Annotated in this window: 16 protein-coding genes; 5 read left to right on the top strand and 11 right to left on the bottom strand. The window is 54.6% G+C overall.

The annotated features are described in order from the left end of the window. The first annotated feature begins 665 nt into the window (after nucleotides 1-665). On the top strand, nucleotides 666-2,570 hold the full coding sequence (locus HY298_24555) for a heavy metal translocating P-type ATPase (GenBank protein ID MBI3853431.1): 1,905 nt from the start codon (nucleotides 666-668) through the stop codon (nucleotides 2,568-2,570). 53 nt (nucleotides 2,571-2,623) lie between these two features. Here the strand turns inward: HY298_24555 and HY298_24550 are convergent, their stop codons facing one another. From HY298_24550 to HY298_24505, 10 genes are all read right to left on the bottom strand, one after another. Continuing rightward, nucleotides 2,624-2,824: a hypothetical protein gene (locus tag HY298_24550; GenBank protein ID MBI3853430.1), complete on the bottom strand. Its 201-nt coding sequence runs from the start codon at nucleotides 2,822-2,824 to the stop codon at nucleotides 2,624-2,626. A 3-nt stretch (nucleotides 2,825-2,827) separates the two neighbouring features. Next, nucleotides 2,828-3,556 carry a hypothetical protein gene (locus HY298_24545; GenBank protein ID MBI3853429.1) on the bottom strand — a complete coding sequence of 243 codons (729 nt, stop codon included), beginning with the start codon at nucleotides 3,554-3,556 and terminating at the stop codon, nucleotides 2,828-2,830. Between the two features lie 27 nt (nucleotides 3,557-3,583). Beyond that, a complete protein-coding gene (locus HY298_24540; GenBank protein ID MBI3853428.1) occupies nucleotides 3,584-4,267 on the bottom strand; it encodes a hypothetical protein in 684 nt (227 codons plus the stop codon). A gap of 20 nt (nucleotides 4,268-4,287) precedes the next feature. Next, a complete protein-coding gene (locus HY298_24535) occupies nucleotides 4,288-5,721 on the bottom strand; it encodes an AAA family ATPase (GenBank protein MBI3853427.1) in 1,434 nt (477 codons plus the stop codon). A gap of 204 nt (nucleotides 5,722-5,925) precedes the next feature. Beyond that, nucleotides 5,926-6,279 carry a hypothetical protein gene (locus tag HY298_24530; protein MBI3853426.1) on the bottom strand — a complete coding sequence of 118 codons (354 nt, stop codon included), beginning with the start codon at nucleotides 6,277-6,279 and terminating at the stop codon, nucleotides 5,926-5,928. Between the two features lie 337 nt (nucleotides 6,280-6,616). Continuing rightward, complete coding sequence (locus tag HY298_24525; protein ID MBI3853425.1) at nucleotides 6,617-7,165, bottom strand: hypothetical protein; 549 nt, start codon at nucleotides 7,163-7,165, stop codon at nucleotides 6,617-6,619. Beyond that, complete coding sequence (locus HY298_24520) at nucleotides 7,162-7,464, bottom strand: hypothetical protein (protein ID MBI3853424.1); 303 nt, start codon at nucleotides 7,462-7,464, stop codon at nucleotides 7,162-7,164. Before HY298_24520 ends, HY298_24525 begins: the two co-directional genes overlap by 4 nt. A gap of 40 nt (nucleotides 7,465-7,504) precedes the next feature. Continuing rightward, entirely contained in the window at nucleotides 7,505-8,080 is a 576-nt protein-coding gene (locus HY298_24515; GenBank protein MBI3853423.1) for a sigma-70 family RNA polymerase sigma factor, read from the bottom strand. A gap of 102 nt (nucleotides 8,081-8,182) precedes the next feature. Beyond that, nucleotides 8,183-8,788: a Spy/CpxP family protein refolding chaperone gene (locus HY298_24510; protein MBI3853422.1), complete on the bottom strand. Its 606-nt coding sequence runs from the start codon at nucleotides 8,786-8,788 to the stop codon at nucleotides 8,183-8,185. 223 nt (nucleotides 8,789-9,011) lie between these two features. After that, nucleotides 9,012-9,266: a hypothetical protein gene (locus tag HY298_24505; GenBank protein ID MBI3853421.1), complete on the bottom strand. Its 255-nt coding sequence runs from the start codon at nucleotides 9,264-9,266 to the stop codon at nucleotides 9,012-9,014. Between the two features lie 140 nt (nucleotides 9,267-9,406). Here HY298_24505 and HY298_24500 point away from each other — a divergent pair, with 140 nt between their 5' ends. Both HY298_24500 and HY298_24495 read left to right on the top strand, forming a co-directional pair. Next, nucleotides 9,407-10,522 carry an LptF/LptG family permease gene (locus HY298_24500; protein MBI3853420.1) on the top strand — a complete coding sequence of 372 codons (1,116 nt, stop codon included), beginning with the start codon at nucleotides 9,407-9,409 and terminating at the stop codon, nucleotides 10,520-10,522. Between the two features lie 88 nt (nucleotides 10,523-10,610). Then, complete coding sequence (locus HY298_24495) at nucleotides 10,611-12,338, top strand: GAF domain-containing protein (protein MBI3853419.1); 1,728 nt, start codon at nucleotides 10,611-10,613, stop codon at nucleotides 12,336-12,338. A gap of 32 nt (nucleotides 12,339-12,370) precedes the next feature. Here the strand turns inward: HY298_24495 and xylA are convergent, their stop codons facing one another. Continuing rightward, a complete protein-coding gene (xylA, locus tag HY298_24490) occupies nucleotides 12,371-13,684 on the bottom strand; it encodes a xylose isomerase (GenBank protein ID MBI3853418.1) in 1,314 nt (437 codons plus the stop codon). 214 nt (nucleotides 13,685-13,898) lie between these two features. Between xylA and HY298_24485 the strand changes: the two genes are divergently transcribed. Next, nucleotides 13,899-15,494 carry a glucose-6-phosphate isomerase gene (locus tag HY298_24485; protein ID MBI3853417.1) on the top strand — a complete coding sequence of 532 codons (1,596 nt, stop codon included), beginning with the start codon at nucleotides 13,899-13,901 and terminating at the stop codon, nucleotides 15,492-15,494. An 8-nt stretch (nucleotides 15,495-15,502) separates the two neighbouring features. After that, on the top strand, nucleotides 15,503-16,742 hold a 1,240-nt coding region (mnmG, locus tag HY298_24480; protein ID MBI3853416.1), incomplete at its 3' end, for a tRNA uridine-5-carboxymethylaminomethyl(34) synthesis enzyme MnmG.

Genomic DNA, 16,742 nt, shown 5'->3' with positions numbered 1-16,742 from the left:
TACCGGGCGTAACATAGCTCACCATGAGTCATACGATGCTCAGTGAACAAAACGAAAAATCAGAACGTTCTTCCACTCCTTCGCTGACTGAGTTGGCGATCAGCGGCATGACCTGCAACAACTGCGCTCGTCACGTGACTGAAGCCATTCAAAGTGTCGCCAGTGTGGCCAGCGCCTCTGTGCAACTGGAAGCGGGTCGCGCCACCGTTCGCTGGCGACCGGACGCTCAACCTACCGAACCGGCGGTCGTTCAGGCGGTGAAGGCGGCGGGTTACGGCGCCAAGGTGATTGAAGAAGATTCGTGTCAAACAGATCAGCCGACCTGGTCGCCGCTGGCGGGCTGGCGATTCAACGTCGTTGTCGGTTCGAGTTGCACGGCGGCGTTGATGATTGGCGAATGGGTCTTTCAACTCGGCATGGAGCACTGGTTTCAGTGGCTGGCGTTTGCACTGGCAACGCCGGTGCAGTTTTTGTGTGGGGCACGGTTTTATCGCGGCGCCTGGAACCAGCTCAAGGTCGGCAGTTCGAACATGGACACGCTGGTCGCGCTCGGTTCGACGACGGCGTTTGTGTACAGCGCGTGGGGATTGTTCGCCGGCTGGCCGGGGCATCTCTATTTCATGGAGTCCGCCGCGATCATCACGCTGATCAGCGTCGGCCATTGGATGGAATCCATCGTCAGCGTAAAGGCAGCGAGTTCGCTGCGCGCATTGCTGAATCTTGCGCCCGCGACGGCTCGGCGGCTCGATCAAATTTCAACGAACTCCCCTCACCCGGCTGAAAGCCACCTTCTCCATGAAGCCGCAGCCAATTCACCCACCCCTGACCCCTCCCAGGAGGGGAACGAGCCACCGCGCGTTGCTCCCCGCCTGGGAGCGGCTGGAGGTGGGTTCAGTGATCCAATGCGCGAAATTATTTCGGAGGCTTCTCACCCGGCTGGAAACCACCCTCTCCCCATCGGATGGGGAGAGGGACGGGGTGAAGGGCGCGTCAATCAATTCCCGCAAGCGGCCGAAATCGAAGTACCAGTGAGCAAACTTCGGTTGAACGATCTTGTGGTTTTGCGTCCGGGCGACCGGGTGCCAACTGATGCCGTGGTGGTCGAGGGCAACTCGGCGGTGGATGAATCGATGCTCACGGGTGAGTCACTGCCCATCGACAAAGCGCCCGGCGCGAAACTTTACGCCGGCACGGTCAATCAGAACGGGAGGCTGGTCATGCGTGTGGACGCGACCGGTGAAGCCACTGCTTTGGCGCAGATCATCGCGGTTGTTCAACACGCCCAGACCAGCCGGGCGAATATTCAAAAACTTGGCGACCAGGTCAGCAGCGTGTTTGTCCCCATCGTTGTGCTGATCGCGCTCGGCACGGGTTTGTGGTGGGGACTGGCTTATGACAGCGCGAGAAATGTGAGCCAGACACTCGCCCCGTTTCTTTGGAAGGTTCATCTTCCCGAAACTGCGCTGGCCGCAGCGTTCATCCAAGTCGCCGCAGTTTTGATCGTGGCCTGCCCGTGCGCGATGGGTCTGGCGACGCCGGTGGCGATCATGGCTGGAACAAACGTCGCCGCGCGACGCGGGATTTTGATTCGTGACGGCGTGGCGTTGGAAAAGACCGGCCGCCTCACCGCCGTGTTGTTCGACAAGACCGGCACGCTGACGCAAGGCAAACTTGAAGTCGCCAAAGTCGAGGATTGTCGCAATGAATCCGAGCAAATCGTGAGCATCCAACAACTTGCCGCTGCGTTGGCGCGGTCGTCCAATCATCCGTTGAGCAAGGCAGTGGCAAAATTGGCCGGCGCTGAAATCGCGTTGATTGATTGGCAGGAAGTGCGCGGGGCCGGAGTGCAGGCCACAACGCCGAGTAAAGAATCCAAAGCAATTCTGCGGCTCGGCTCGTTGAATTGGTTGCGCGGCTGCAAGGTGGAATTGTCGGCGGCAACACGGTTTGTCAATGAATGGTCGGCGCAGGGAGCGACGATTCTCGGTCTCGCTACTGATGCCCGGCTCATTGGCTTGCTGGCGTTGCGCGACGCGATCAAACCGCACGCTGCTGAAGTCGTTGCCCAACTTGCGCATCAAGGCAAGACGACTTACTTGATCACCGGCGACAACAAACTCACCGCCGCTGCCATTGCCCAGCAAGTCGGCATTCCGGCAGAGAATGTTTTTTCGGAGATACGTCCGGAACAGAAAGCGGAAATCGTAAAGCAACTTCAGCAGCGTGGGGAGCGAGTCGCCTTCGTCGGGGACGGCATCAACGACGCACCCGCGCTCGAACAGGCTGATCTGGGCATCGCGGTCAGTCAGGCCAGTGATGTGGCGCGTGAAGCGGCTGACATCATCCTGCTCAAGTCAGAGATTCAGGCTATCCCCGAAGCGTTGGGTCTGGCGCAAGCGACCCTGCGGACGATCAAACAGAATCTATTCTGGGCCTTCTTCTACAATGCCGCTGCGATTCCGCTGGCGGTTCTTGGTTTCCTCAGTCCCGTGTTGTGTGCTGCGGCGATGGGGTTATCCGACTTGATTGTGATCGGCAACGCGCTCCGGCTGCGTCGGCGGAAGATTTAGAGAACACTTTCCTGATGATGCGCGACAATCTGGATTTGCTCGGCTCGTTCAAATCAATCCTTGTGCAACTGTAATTCCTCGATGGCCGAACCCGCGCAGTCTTCCGGTAAATCAATTTCCTCCGCGTTGAAAACGGGCACGTCATGCAATACGCGATTCCCTTTCAAACGAACGTCCACCTTTTGAAAGCCCATTCCAGATTCCGGCTGGCGAATCAAGTAATCCACCCACTTTTTGGCGAGCTTGACTGTCATAAATCACCTTTCTGGAATTGTGCAACGGTCTGTGACCGTCTTGGGCGCAGTTCCGTCGCGAAACAAAACTTCAACGCCCTTGCCGGGTTGAGCAAATTCCGGTTCGACAATGCCGCGCTGAATCGGCGTGTTCTTCAACGGTTTCACAGTAAAAACATATACCGCAGGTTTGGGGTTTGGCAAAGCGTAGCGTGCCACGGCCTCCAGACCGGTTTTCACGTTTTTCGCGTCAGCCTCCGTTGTCGCGTAAGTTCCTGGCAATAGACCGCCATCAGCCGTTATCCTTCGGTCGTTCTCAAAAGCGGTGAACCGTTTGAAGATTTCATTCGCGGCAGTCATTTCGTGCGGCGCATCGGCAGCACGTTTCGTTTTCTTACCGTAGGGCACGGCATCCTCGCGGAGTTGAGCCACGGCTTGCTGCTCTTGCGCGAATCCGGTCACTCGGATTTTCTTGACCACCCCTTCCGATTTCACGGCGGAAGTCAGCATTTGCTTGTAGGATCCGCCCGGCAGTCCCTTCTGCAATTCATCGTCGAGGATCAGCAGTTCGGCGTTGAGGACGATGCCCTTTCTCCATTGCTCGTTTTTGCCCAACGACATGCCGTCAACGACAAAGTCGCGTCCAACCCGGGTGACCGACGCGCTGGTTATGACCTCGACGAACTGGTAGCCCATGCCGTGCTCCGGGGCGTTCAGCACAACATCGGAATGGGATTTTGATAGACTGAACATCTTGATTCGAGCGTCGCCAAGAAGCTCCTAAATGTCGATCTCTTTATCAAAACTCAACGTGTCTGCCTCGTCCGGTGTTAAACGCGAATAAATCGCACACCAAACCGGATGATTAACCGAACCGACAATCTCAACCAACACCCGCTTGCCATTGGGCAAACGCAACAAACTCAATCGGGCGATGTTCTTTTCACTCTTGAATGCCAGTCGTTGATTGACTCCATTCTTTGGCATGACCGGCTCAACGTATGGTGAAAATGGCGCGTAGTCGGCGGGAGCAAAATTGTTCCCAAGGCTCTTGCTGACTGTGAGGCAGTTCGTCAGTGAAGCGACCGACTTGCCCGGCCAGAAAACAATCCACGCGCGCTTACGAAATTCCTTGCCGTTGTTTGTGACAGACAGAAGCCAATCCCAATCACCTTTCAGACCAGCCCATGCTTGTGCCGGTGGCCGGAAGAACTTTACCTCTGCGCGGATTGTAGGTGCATCCACGATCAGGTCTCTGACGCTACGTCCCTGCGCGCTCAGAAAGGCCGGTGCGCCAAAGAACGCACCAACCCGTGCCTGCAAATCTACCTCTGTGGTTTTCTCGATGAGTTGTCGCTTCCAAGCGCGAGGTCTCCCAAGACGCCGGAAGGCGTATTCGTGGCAAACACCCAAGCAGGCAGCTTTCAAATATTCCCTGACATGGTGGGGAGTCGTGTATGCCATATCTGGAAGGGTTCATCCCCTCACACCGTAATCCTGTCGTTGAACGGCGACGCCAAATCATCGGCTTCCAAGAGCGAGAGCGACTCGTCATCGAATTTTCCATGTGTGGCCAGACGGTTTGATTGATTCGAGAGCGTTGCCTCGAAGCTGTTGCGCACATCGCGGGCGTTTCCGAAATGCACGGCGCGAACTTCGAGTTCCATCTGATAATGCAGGAGCAGCTTTTTCGACAAGCGTTCGGAACATTTTAGCCCGTTCTGCTTTGCCATCCCGGCAAAAATCGCCTGAAGCTCTTCTGGAGAGTAATCGGGGAAGTAGATGTAGTTTGTGAAGCGCGACTTCAACCCAGGATTAGATGCGATGAATCCCTCCATCTCGCCGGTGTAGCCCGCAACGATGACGATCAAACGATCTCGCTCATCCTCCATTCGTTTAAGCAGGGTGTCGATCGCCTCTTTCCCGTAATCTTGTTGGCCCTTTCCAGAGAGCGAGTATGCCTCGTCGATAAACAGGATTCCATCCAACGCCGAATCGATTACTTGATTGGTCTTGATGGCAGTCTGTCCGACATACTCGGCCACCAGCCTCGACCGGTCGCATTCGACAACGTGGCCCTTCGTCAGCACGCCGAGCGACTTGTAAAGTCGGCCCATCGTGCGCGCGATAGTGGTCTTACCTGTTCCGGGGTTGCCAGAGAAAACTGCGTGCAGACTACGATTCACTTTTGGAGCGCCCTTCTGAACGCGGATCTGCTGGATGCGGGCAAAATTGGCGGCCTCCTTCACTTTCTCTTTCACTGATGCCAAACCGGCCAATTGCTCCAACTCCTTCAAAATCGAATCAAAGTCATCCTCTTTGACGCCCTGCTGGGTGGTGGCCGCAGCCAGAGCTTTGACGTATTCATCGGTGATGTGGTTTATGCACCCGATGAGGTTCTCGGCGTAACGCTTGTCGGCGTTTGAGATGTCCTTATCAATCTGGGAATACGCCCAGATGCATTCCTCGAATGGCTTCTGGAAAAACACCATGCAGATTGGGTGTAAACCAAATGCGGTCGCACATAATGCAATCCGATTAAACTGTTGATCCAAACCTTCGCCGACATATTGTCGGTAAAATCCATGGTCATCGACAAGCTGCTGCGAGATGTCAGTTGAGCTGTCAAGCAACTCAATCACATAGGCAAGGCCATGGCGCGATGAGATCTCTACTCCGTCATCGATTTCGGCTACGATCCTATCGCCAGTTTCTTGGATCGCAGAACTCCAAAGTTTTCTCGTTCCCCAAGCAAAGCGATGCCGTGTTGGTGGGACGAATTTACACCAGACTCCGGCCGAGAGGTTCATCAAGCCAATCTTCATCAATTGAATCAGATCAATCTCCCCCGATTCAGCTTTCAAAAACGTCATTCGGGAAGGTGTAAGAATCTCAACAACTTTTGCGAAAAGATTCATCCCAATTAGGTTCCGAAGAATGGCCTTTTCTGCATCGACATCGTACCCATACATACACGCTCGCGAATCGGAGTTTTGGAACACCCGCCGTTGAAGCAAATTGAAATCACTAAGGAGCATTTCGATTCGCCTTTGCTCCTCGTCGGAAATCCAGCCCGCACTTCTGAATTCCCCAACGATGAGCTTATTTGGCTGGCGATTATACTAGTTTAGCATTGCCAAGTCGTAGGCGGGAATCGCGAAGGTGTTTGGATTTCGAAATAGCGTTGCAAGAACCGCGCTTGGTAGGAACGGATTCAAGCGCCAATCCAGAACCAAATCCTTCTCGCTCACCGTTTCCTGAGACGGCTGGCCTTGCTCAACTTCATCCTGATTGTCGGCCTCGCTGCTTCCGGAGTAAGTCGGTTCTTCTGCGGACTTGCACGACCGCTCATTGGGCATAGCAGACGGAGGTGATTGGTGAATCGGCGGCGGAATGAGCGCGGAGTCTCCACCAGCGGGCGGCGGTGTTGGTTTCCCGTCTGACTTCGGACCAAAGATTTTGTCGAAGAGTCCCATAGGTTTGTCGTAATTGAACCGTTTACAGTCTGAAACTTCAAGCCTGCATTTGGCCAGGCGTGAACACGTCTCCACTTGCCTTCAGAAATTCTTCTGCCTTGTCTCAGATCCTGTGCTGAATAGCTTGTTTTTCAGAGACTCCTTGCTCCGCTGCATATTTTCACACGTCTCCCGTAATTCTCATGGAACAGAAATGTGGCCCGCACATTGAATCGAAGTGCGCCGTCTTTGCTCCCGCCTGTGGCCGCGCCGCTGCAGTTGGTAATGTGGTGGTAACCGGCGCCCGCCGTAGCGGGACGGGATGCGGGCGCTCCCCGAACTAGGGAATCGTTCCCGTTTAAGGATTTTCAGGCGGTGGAGGTTGTCCGCCAAGAGGCGGTTGTTGCGGTCTTCCATCCGGCGGCGGATTGCCTTGCGGTGGTGGGTGGCGGAAGTCGCGAGGACGACGATCTGGCATCGGCGGTTCGCCGGGTTTACGCGGTGGACGTTGTTTCAGCAGTTCTTCAAAGCGCAATCTTTGTTCGGGGGTCAACTCGGCGCGGATTCGTTCCCGCACCTGTTGCATTTCCTGGCGCATCTGTTTGGCCACCGGCTCCCACATTTCCTTGGTTCGAACCTGACCTTCGCTGATGATTCTTTCGATCCGCGCGCGCTGGTCAGGCCTGAGATTCAATTCCCGTTGCACACGATTAATGAATTCAAACCGTTGGAGATGGCCTGGAGGGATTTCAGCATCCGGTAAGGGGGGCAATGGGCGCGGTTCGCCAGCGAATTGAGAGAAGTGGGGCGGCCTGATGTTCCCAGATTGTCGAACCACCAATCCGCCGGTGATGACGCCAGTGCCGAAGATGACCATTGTGGCCAGGATGACTTTCCAAGTATTCACCAGGATTCCCCGTTCTGATCGACGGCGGCGAGCATTGTGTTTTCAAAATCCTGTGTCAGGTCGGTGGACGCAGTGGTCTTGGTGGAGAAAATCGTCCAGACACCAAGTGCCAGCATGATAGCAACACACGGCGCCGTCGCGCGCCAGAGCGCTTTGCCCCAAAGCGTCCACCCATCAAGAACGGGGCGTGCGTCAAGGTGCGCCATGATTCTTTTTTCAAAGGCATACGGCACGCGGTCGTTCGGCGGAGTGGCGCGCGCGGCAGCGATCAATTTTCGTTCGAGTTCAACAACGTTCATAAATCCAGCACTAATTCAGACGGCCACAGGTGTGGCCCGGTTACAGATACTTATCTTTGGCGATTTTGGACAGACACTTTCGCATTTCGGCGCGAGCGCGAAACGCGCGGACTTTGACGAGCGTCACCGACCAACCGGTCAGTTCGGCGATTTCCTTGACGGAGCGCTCTTCGATTTCCAGGAGCGTGATCACGAGCCGGGCGGCGGGTGAAAGTTGGGTCAGCACACGCTCGACCAGTTGGCGTGCGGCATCGGCGTTTTCACCGGCGGACTCCGGCTGAGCCACGAACCGGTCGAGCCAGTCAGTTTCCGGTTCACTGAGTTGCGAGAAGGCGGTCTCACGATTGCGTTGATGGCCGCGCAGAAAATCATAACAGGTGCGCACCGCCAGGCGCATCAGCCAGTGTTCAAACGGCGCCTCACCGCGAAAACTGCCGAGCTTTTGAAACGCCTTAAGCCAGACTTCCTGCACAATGTCTTCCACTTCGTCTTCCCGACGTGCATAACGACGAGCCGAGGCAAAGACGCGCGGCGAATATTTTTCGATCAAGACTTCGAAGCGGGCGGTGTCGCCTTTCAACACTGCGGCGATGTGGTCCGCATCGGTCTGTTCCATGGGCGCGCAGTATGGCAAGCGCGCTCCCCGGACTAAAGGCAAAACCATCCCGAACGTGTCGTCGGGATGGTTTGCTGCCTTCAACTTGACCATCGAAAGAAATTATTCCGATGGCCGGGGTTTGGGGGGTGGCGGTAGCGATCCGTCTGGGCCGCGATCTTCACCGGGTGGCAGTGGGCGTCCGGGCGGCCTGTCAAATCCTTCGCCGCGCGGGCGGGGTCCGCCGGGCCGGCCGTCAGCGAACGGCGGACGGGGGCGATCAAATCCACTCGGCATGTTTTTCATGCGGGCGATTTGTTCGCGTGAGAGAGAGGGACGGATTTTGGCAAAGGCTTTGGCGCGGATGACGGCAAGGTCGCCCTCAAGTTTGCCGACGTCGGCGGCCTTGGCGCGGATGACTTGTTCATCAATTTTTTCCGCGTGGATCGCTTCTTGCAAATCCTTGCGGGCGGCGCGCATTTTTTCTTCCAGCGGTGCGGCGTCTTTGCGCGAGGCTTCCATGGCTTCCCGGATGGCGGTGCGCTGTTCTTCGCTCAAAGAGGGATCCGGAATTCCGCGACGTGGACCTTCAGGGCGTCGAGGCCGGTCGGGGCCGGCGGGCCCGTCCGGAGGCGGCTGGGCGGAAACGATCAGTGTGCTGGACAAGACGGCCGCGAACAAAAGTGCGGCGGATGTTTTCAAACAACGAAGTTGAGTGTTGGTGTTCATAGATGGTGTCCTTTTCTTTGAATTGGTTTCAGGAAAGTGATTTTTGTTTCACGGATTTCATCGGCATTGCAACCGGCATCGTCCCATTGTTCATCGTTAATGAGCGAGACGAAGCAATCCGACGGAAGGTTACAGCGAGACTCTAGCCGGCCTGAACCGTGTCCCCGTTACAGCGAGCGGCCTGGCAAATGATCCGAGATTGCGCCGAGGACGAAAGTTAATGCTACGGACGTGTGATCCCGAGCGTCTGCTCGAAGGCGGTGGAGAACTTGTTGATGGCTTCCGTGATTTTGGGCGGCTGCTCGGTCAAAGTGATGGTCATCCGCGCGATCATCTCCGGTTTATATTGGATCAGTTCGTTCGCCGCCATAATCAACGAAACGTGATTGTTGACGTCGTGACGAAGATTCGACAGTTTGCGATTGAGTTCCTCGATTTGAGCGACGCTGATTTCGACCGGTTTTGTTGGAAGTCCCATGTGACGACGATGAGGCGGAATGCCCATGAAAGCAAGCAGGTTTCCCGCATCGGCACCGAACGGGCATTCTCAGGCGGGCGTCGGCCTCGCCCGGCTCAGCCGCTTGCTTTGAGTTGGCGCGGCGGTTAGGCTGCGGCGGAATGCGTTTGCTCGATCGGTATCTGTTGCGTGAATTGCTGATCCCGCTGGGCTATTGCCTGAGCGGCTTTTTGATTTTCTGGGTTTCGTCCGACCTGTTCAACATGCTGGATGACTTCCAGGAAAAGAAACTGTTGCTGCGCGACATCCTGCAGTACTACTTGGTGACCGCCCCGGAATTTTTGGTGCTGGTACTCCCAATGGCGTTGTTGCTGGCGTTGCTCTACGCGCTCACGAATCATGCGCGCCACCACGAATTAATCGCGATGCGGGCGGCCGGAATCAGCCTGTGGCGGCTGTGTCTGCCGTATCTCGCCGTCGGTTGCGTGTTCGCGCTGGTTTATTTTGCCCTCAATGAATTGTGGGTGCCCAACAGCGTGGAGGCCGCCGAACGGATTCTTAACCGCCGCGTGCAAAAGCAGGCGAGCCCAGAGAAGCGAAACATCGTGCGCAACCTGGGGCTGCGAAATTTCCGCGATGATCGCACCTGGCATATTGGGACCTACCATCTGCGAACCCACGAGATGGAGAATGTGATCGTGGAGTGGAAGCTCCCGGACGGTGCGCGGCGGGAATTGTACGCGCAACGCGGGGTGCGCATCGACAAGGTTTGGACTTTTTCCAATGCGCTGGAGCTGACCTTTGCACCGGGCACCACCATGCTGACCAACCGCAACCAGACAGCGTTGCTGGCGGTGCCCGAATTCACGGAAACGCCGGAGCAGATCAAAAGCGAAATCAGTTTCGACAACCGCAACCTGGTTGCCCGGAATGCTGATCTGCCGCTGGTTGATATCTTCAACTACAAGCGCTTGCATCCACACTTGGCGCGCTCCGACCGGAACTGGCTCTACACGCAACTGCATGGCCGGCTGGCGGCACCGTGGACCTGCCTGGTGGTGGTGCTCATCGCCATTCCATTTGCCGCCAGTTCCGCCCGACGAAACGTATTTGTCGGCGTGGCCAGCAGCATTTCCATTTGCTTCATCTATTTTGTCTTGTTACGTCTCGGCCTGGCGCTCGGTTCGGGGGGCTACGTGCCTCCCTGGTTGGCGGCGTGGTTCCCCAATGTATCGTTTGGCATTTGTGGCTTGTGGCTGACCGCGCGAGTCCGATGAGTTCCGAGATTGAAGTATTGAACGGAGCGCCCTTAAATCTTCAGACTCCAGACATCAAATTCAAAGCCATGAAAGTTAAGCTTTCCAGATGAGTGACGAGTTGACGGAATTGAAAGCGCGTTATGACCGGCTTCATCTGCTGTATCAGGTCGGCGACGTCATTCATTCCACGCTTGAGCCGCAGGAAGCACTGCAACTTATTCTGGGAGAGGCCGTGCGCGTGATGCGCGCCAGCAGCGGGTCCGTCGCGCTGGTCAATCCCACATCCGGGTTCCTGGAGATTCACGCTGCTCATGGTCTGCCGGCCAATGCTGGCGAACTCAAACTCCGCGTCGGCGAAGGCATCACCGGTTGGGTGGCGCGCACGGGCCGACCGGCCCGGGTTGGCGACGTCACGCGCGACGCGCGTTACATCATGCTGCGGCGCGGCGTACGGTCTGAGTTGGCGGTGCCGTTGGAGGTCAACGGCGAAGTGCGCGGCGTGCTCAACGTGGATTCGGACCGGAAAAACGCCTTCAGTGTCGAGGACCAGGATTTGTTGGAGGCTCTCGCGAGGCCGGCGGCCAGGGTCATTCTGCACACCTGGCTTTACGCGCAATTGCGGCTCAAGGCACGGCTGTTTGAAACGCTGGCCAGCGTGGGGCAGGCGATCAATTCCACCCTGAATCTCGATGAGGCATTGAAGGTGATCACACGTGACGCGTGCGTGTTGATGGAAGCAAAGATGTGTTCACTGCTGATGCTAGACGAAAGCCAGGAGTGGTTGGATTTGCGCGCGAACTGGGGTGCCGGCGAGGCCTACATTCAGAAACCGCGGCTGAACGTGGCAGAAAGCTTGTTGGGAATCGTCGTGCGCCGCAAGAAACCGTTGCAAATCGAGAATGTGCAGATTTCCAGCCGCTATCAAAGCGTCGAGGTGGCCCGAAGCGAAGGGCTGGTGTCGCTCTTGAGTGTGCCGCTGATTTTTGCGGGAGAGGCTATCGGCACGTTAAGCGTTTATACCGGGCAGTCACACGTGTTCTCCAACGAAGAGGTTCGCATTCTGTCTGCGCTGGCTGAATTGTCCGCCATCGCCATTGAGAAGGCCCGCCTGTACGAACGCATGGTGGATGCCGAGGAACAGTTGCGCCAAAGTGAAAAGCTCTCGGCGCTGGGCCTGCTTGCGGCGGAAGTAGCCCACGAGATTCGTAATCCACTCACGGTGATGAAGATGCTGTATCACTCGCTCGATTTGAAGTTTCCCGACCAGGATCCCCGGGCGAAGGATGCGCGGTTGATTGGCGAAAAAATGGATCTCTTGAACAAAACCGTGGAGCAAATACTCGACTTCGCGCGCAGTGCCGAGCCGAAATTGACCCCCGTGAATCTCAACCAACTGATCGATGATTTGAGTCTGCTGACCCGACACAAACTGACGCACCAAAACATTCCACTGGTCTGCAACTTTGAACCGAACTTGCCGTTGCTGATGGCCGACGCCGTGCAATTGGAACAGGCTTTTCTCAATCTCATGCTCAATGCGGTGGAAGCGATGCCCAAGGGGGGGCGACTGATGATTTCATCTCGGGCGTTGCGTGTGCCGCGAAGCAACCCGAACCTCACGCATGTGGTTGTGGAGTTCAAGGACACCGGCGAAGGGATGACGGAGGAGCAGCGCCGCCGGGCATTTTCATCCGTGCTAAAATCCACCAAGAGGACTGGAACCGGTCTCGGCCTGGCCATCGTGCGACGTGTGGTTGAGACGCTTCGTGGCAAAATCAAGATTATGTCGCGCCAAGGCCAGGGCACTACCATCAGCATCACCCTGCCGTTGTGAAAGGCGGTTTGCACCCGGCCGCAACGCCCCGATCAGATGAATTCGTTGATCAGGTTTTCCAAAAACTCCTGACGACCGCTGTGGTTGGGCGCCGCTTCACCTTGCTTGAGGATGTAGGCCTCGAGTTCGGTGAAGTTGCTTTTGCCCGATTCAATTTTCGCGCCAATGCCGGAGTCCCACGAGCAATAACGCTGCTGGACGAACTCAGCCAGCCGTCCGTCTTTGCGAATCGCCGCAGCGATCTTCAATCCCCTGGCAAACGCATCCATGCCGCCGATGTGGGCGTGAAATAAATCAATGGGTTCAAAGCTTTCGCGTCGCACCTTCGCGTCGAAATTCACGCCGCCAGTTTTCAAACCACCTGTTTTTAGAATCGTCAGCATGCATTGGGTGGTCAAATAAATGTCGGTGGGAAACTGATCCGTGTCCCAACCGAGCAGCGGGTCTCCAGTATTCGCGTCAATCGAGCCGAGCGCGTTTGCGGCAGCGGCAACTTCCAGTTCGTGCTGCATGGTGTGACCAGCCAGGGTCGCGTGGTTGGTTTCGAGGTTCAACTTTAGATGGTCGATGAGGTCATACTCCCGCAGGAAATTAAGACAGGCCGCCGCGTCAGAATCATATTGATGTTTGGTCGGTTCTTTTGGCTTCGGCTCGATGTAGAATTGTCCTTTGAATCCGATTCTCTTCTTGTAATCCACGGCCATGTGGAGGAATCTGGCGAGATGATCCAGCTCCCGCTTCATGTTCGTGTTCCATAAAGTGGAGTATCCCTCACGGCCGCCCCAAAAAACGTAACCTGCGCCGCCGAGTTCATACGTAACTTCGAGCGCCTTTTTTACCTGCGCCGCCGCGTACGCAAAGACGTCCGCATTGCAACTCGTGGCCGCACCATGCACGTAACGAGGATGCGTGAAAAGACAGGCCGTACCCCAAAGCAGTTTAATCCCGGAACGCTCCTGCTCTTCCTTCAAGACGTTCACGACAGCATCCAGATTCTTATTGGTTTGGCTGAGGGTTGCTGCCTCCGGAGCGACATCCCGGTCGTGAAACGCATAGAACGGGGCGCCAAGTTTTTCAATGAATTCGAAAGCGGCGCGGACGCGATCCTTGGCGTTCTGCACCGACTCTGTGCCGTCGTCCCAAGGTCGAATCGCCGTGCCCATTCCGAATGGGTCGGCCAGGCGATTACGAAAGCTGTGCCAATAGACCACTGAAAACCGCAGGTGCTCCTTCATCGTCTTACCCTCGACGAGTTCTGTCGCATGGTAATGCTTGAAGGCAAGCGGGTTTCTTGACTTGGGACCTTCAAACGGGATTGAAAAGATGTTAGCGAATGCAGGTGGCATAAACTAAAGTTGTTCGTTTTCTTACTCGGAAAAACTGCAGCGATTGCTAAGTTAAACACTGGCGATGCGCAAGCGGAAAGCCGTCGTGAAACCCCGCGAATTGCTCGAACCGTGTTCCAGACCGCTGTCAATCATCCTTAGCAGCGAACTTTGTTCAAATTGGTAATTTCATTGTTTTGGTCCCGCCATGACTGCTAAACTAGCTCTCACGTTTATGACCAGGTCAAGAGAAGAACAGTGGAAGCGGTTTCAGCAATACTACGTGGAGTTCCCGACAATCGAGCTGGCGATGGACATCAGCCGAATGAATTTTGCCGACGATTATTTTGTCTCAATGGAGCCGCGGATGCAAAAAGCTTTCCGAGCCATGGCAGACTTGGAAAAAGGTGCCATCGCGAACCCCGATGAAAACCGCATGGTAGGTCATTATTGGCTGCGTAACACGGCACTCGCTCCAACGCCGTTGATTGCCCGGGAAATAGAAACCACGCTGGAAGCGATCAAGGCGTTTGCCGCGCAAGTGCACGCCGGTACTATTCAAGGCGCAAAGGGTCCGTTCAAAAACCTCTTACTGATCGGCATAGGGGGTTCAGCTTTGGGACCACAATTTGTTTCCGACGCACTCGGACAGCCCAGCAAAGACAAGCTGACAATCCATTTTCTGGACAACACCGACCCGGACGGAATGGATAAGCTCTTTTCGGGAATTACCCCGCTGTTGGGACAGACGATGTGTATTGTTATCTCGAAATCTGGGACCACAAAAGAAACTCGTAACAGCATGTTGGAAACGCAAAACGTTTATCAGCGAGCCGGACATTCTTTTGAGGAACACGCAGTGGCGATTACCCGTTTGGGAAGTGAGCTTGATAACCTTGCGATCACAAAGAATTGGCTCAAACGGTTTCCGATGTGGGATTGGGTAGGTGGACGAACAAGCCAATTCTCCGCAGTTGGTCTTCTCCCAGCTGCCTTACAAGGCATAGATATAGATAAGTTCGTCTCAGGTGCGCGGTGTTGCGATGAGCTTACTCGCCAACCAAACTTTGATCAAAATCCGGCTGCTATGCTTGCATTGATGTGGTTTTATATCGGTAACGGTAAAGGAGACAAGATAATGGTTGTTTTGCCCTACAAAGATCGCTTGCAGCTCCTTTCACGATATCTCCAACAACTCATCATGGAGTCACTCGGTAAGGAACTTGATTTAGATGGCAAGAGGGTTAATCAAGGGATTGTGGTTTTCGGAAACAAAGGGTCAACAGACCAACATGCTTATGTTCAACAACTTAGAGATGGTATTGACAATTCTTTCGTCACTTTCATTGAGGTACTAAAGGATCGGTCCTCACCATCCATCATGCTTGACAATAATATAACATCTGGTGATTATTTGGTTAGCTTTTTGCATGGAACCCGCAACGCATTGTCTGAAAAAGGCCGGGAATCAATCACGCTTTCGCTTAGAAGAGTCTCCTCGTTCACAGTTGGAGTTCTGATCGCGCTTTTTGAGCGAACTGTGAGTTTGTATGCCAGCCTCATCAATGTAAACGCATACAATCAACCGGGGGTCGAGGCAGGCAAAACAGCAGCCGCCAGTTTTATAGAGCTTCAGTCTAAGGTATTGGCGTTCTTCTTGGCACGTTGCGGGAGTGCATTCACGGCCGTGCAGGTGACCGAAGAAATAGGTTCCTTTTGCGAGTATGAAACTGTCCTCAAAATCTGTGAGCATCTCTCCGCTAATCCAGATCGAGGATTGAAAAAGAATGCTGGTCGCAATCCGTTCCAAGCCACATATCAACTCGTCTAGTTTAAGCGATGTTTATTTATCCGAAAACATACGATGTAATCGTTGTCGGAGCCGGTCATGCAGGGATTGAGGCGGCACTTTCAGTTGCTAGAATGGGGTGCAAAGCCTTGCTCCTAACTTCCAACTTGGACACCATTGGTCAGATGTCCTGTAACCCAGCAATCGGTGGACTAGCTAAAGGCCACTTGGCTAGAGAAATTGATGCGTTAGGTGGAGAGATGGGAAAAGCAGCGGATATGACCGGTCTGCAATTTCGAATGCTAAACACTAAAAAAGGTCCTTCTGTTTGGGCACCCAGAGCTCAGTGCGATAAGAAAGCGTATCAGCTCAGGCTCAAATGGATTTGTGAAAAGGAGCGAAATCTTGACGTGATGCAAGGTCAAACTTCACGTTTACTTTGCAAGCATCGAGCAGTCTACGGGGTGGAGACCAGACTGGGAGTTCAATACCACGGGAAGACTGTGATTGTTACAACGGGTACATTCTTGCGTGGATTGATGCATATCGGGGATGCCAAACAACAAGGCGGAAGGGCCGGTGAGTCATCTGAAATGGGCTTATCGGGCTCTCTAATGGAGATTGGTCTCGAACTTGGTCGGCTAAAAACCGGCACTCCGCCGAGGCTCTTGCGGCGCACAATCGATTTTGACAAAACAGAAATTCAACGAGGCGATGAGCCTGTACCATTCTTCTCGTACTGGAGGAACGACTTGTTCCACGTGGAACAATGCGGCGCTTCGAAGGGTGAAATCAGTTCCGTCAATGGTTGCTATCCTCCAAACTCGGTCTTGGATAAATTGAAAGGTCAACTGTGTTGTTATATCACCCATACCACGAACTCGACGGCTGATCTTATACGTGCCAACCTTCACAAGTCGCCCATGTATTCCGGTGCGATAGCGGGCGTCGGTCCACGTTATTGTCCATCCATTGAGGATAAAATTGTAAAATTTCCTACCAAAGAGCACCACCAGGTTTTCTTGGAGCCAGAAGGTATTGCCACGGATGAGATTTACGTTAATGGATTTTCTACTTCTCTCCCATTTGAGGTCCAAGTCGAACTGGTCAGAACAATAATTGGTTGTGAGTCCGCAGAAATCATTCGTCCAGCATACGCCGTTGAATACGATTTTGCATTCCCGACTCAACTAGACGCATCATTGGAAACAAAAACCTGCCGCAACTTGTTCTTAGCCGGGCAGATTAATGGAACGTCTGGATACGAAGAGGCTGGTGCTCAAGGACTTA

Source organism: Verrucomicrobiota bacterium (assembly GCA_016200005.1).
Classification (GTDB): domain Bacteria; phylum Verrucomicrobiota; class Verrucomicrobiia; order Limisphaerales; family PALSA-1396; genus PALSA-1396.
Note: the sequence above shows the minus strand (reverse complement) of the source record. Positions and strands in the feature narration are given on the sequence as shown.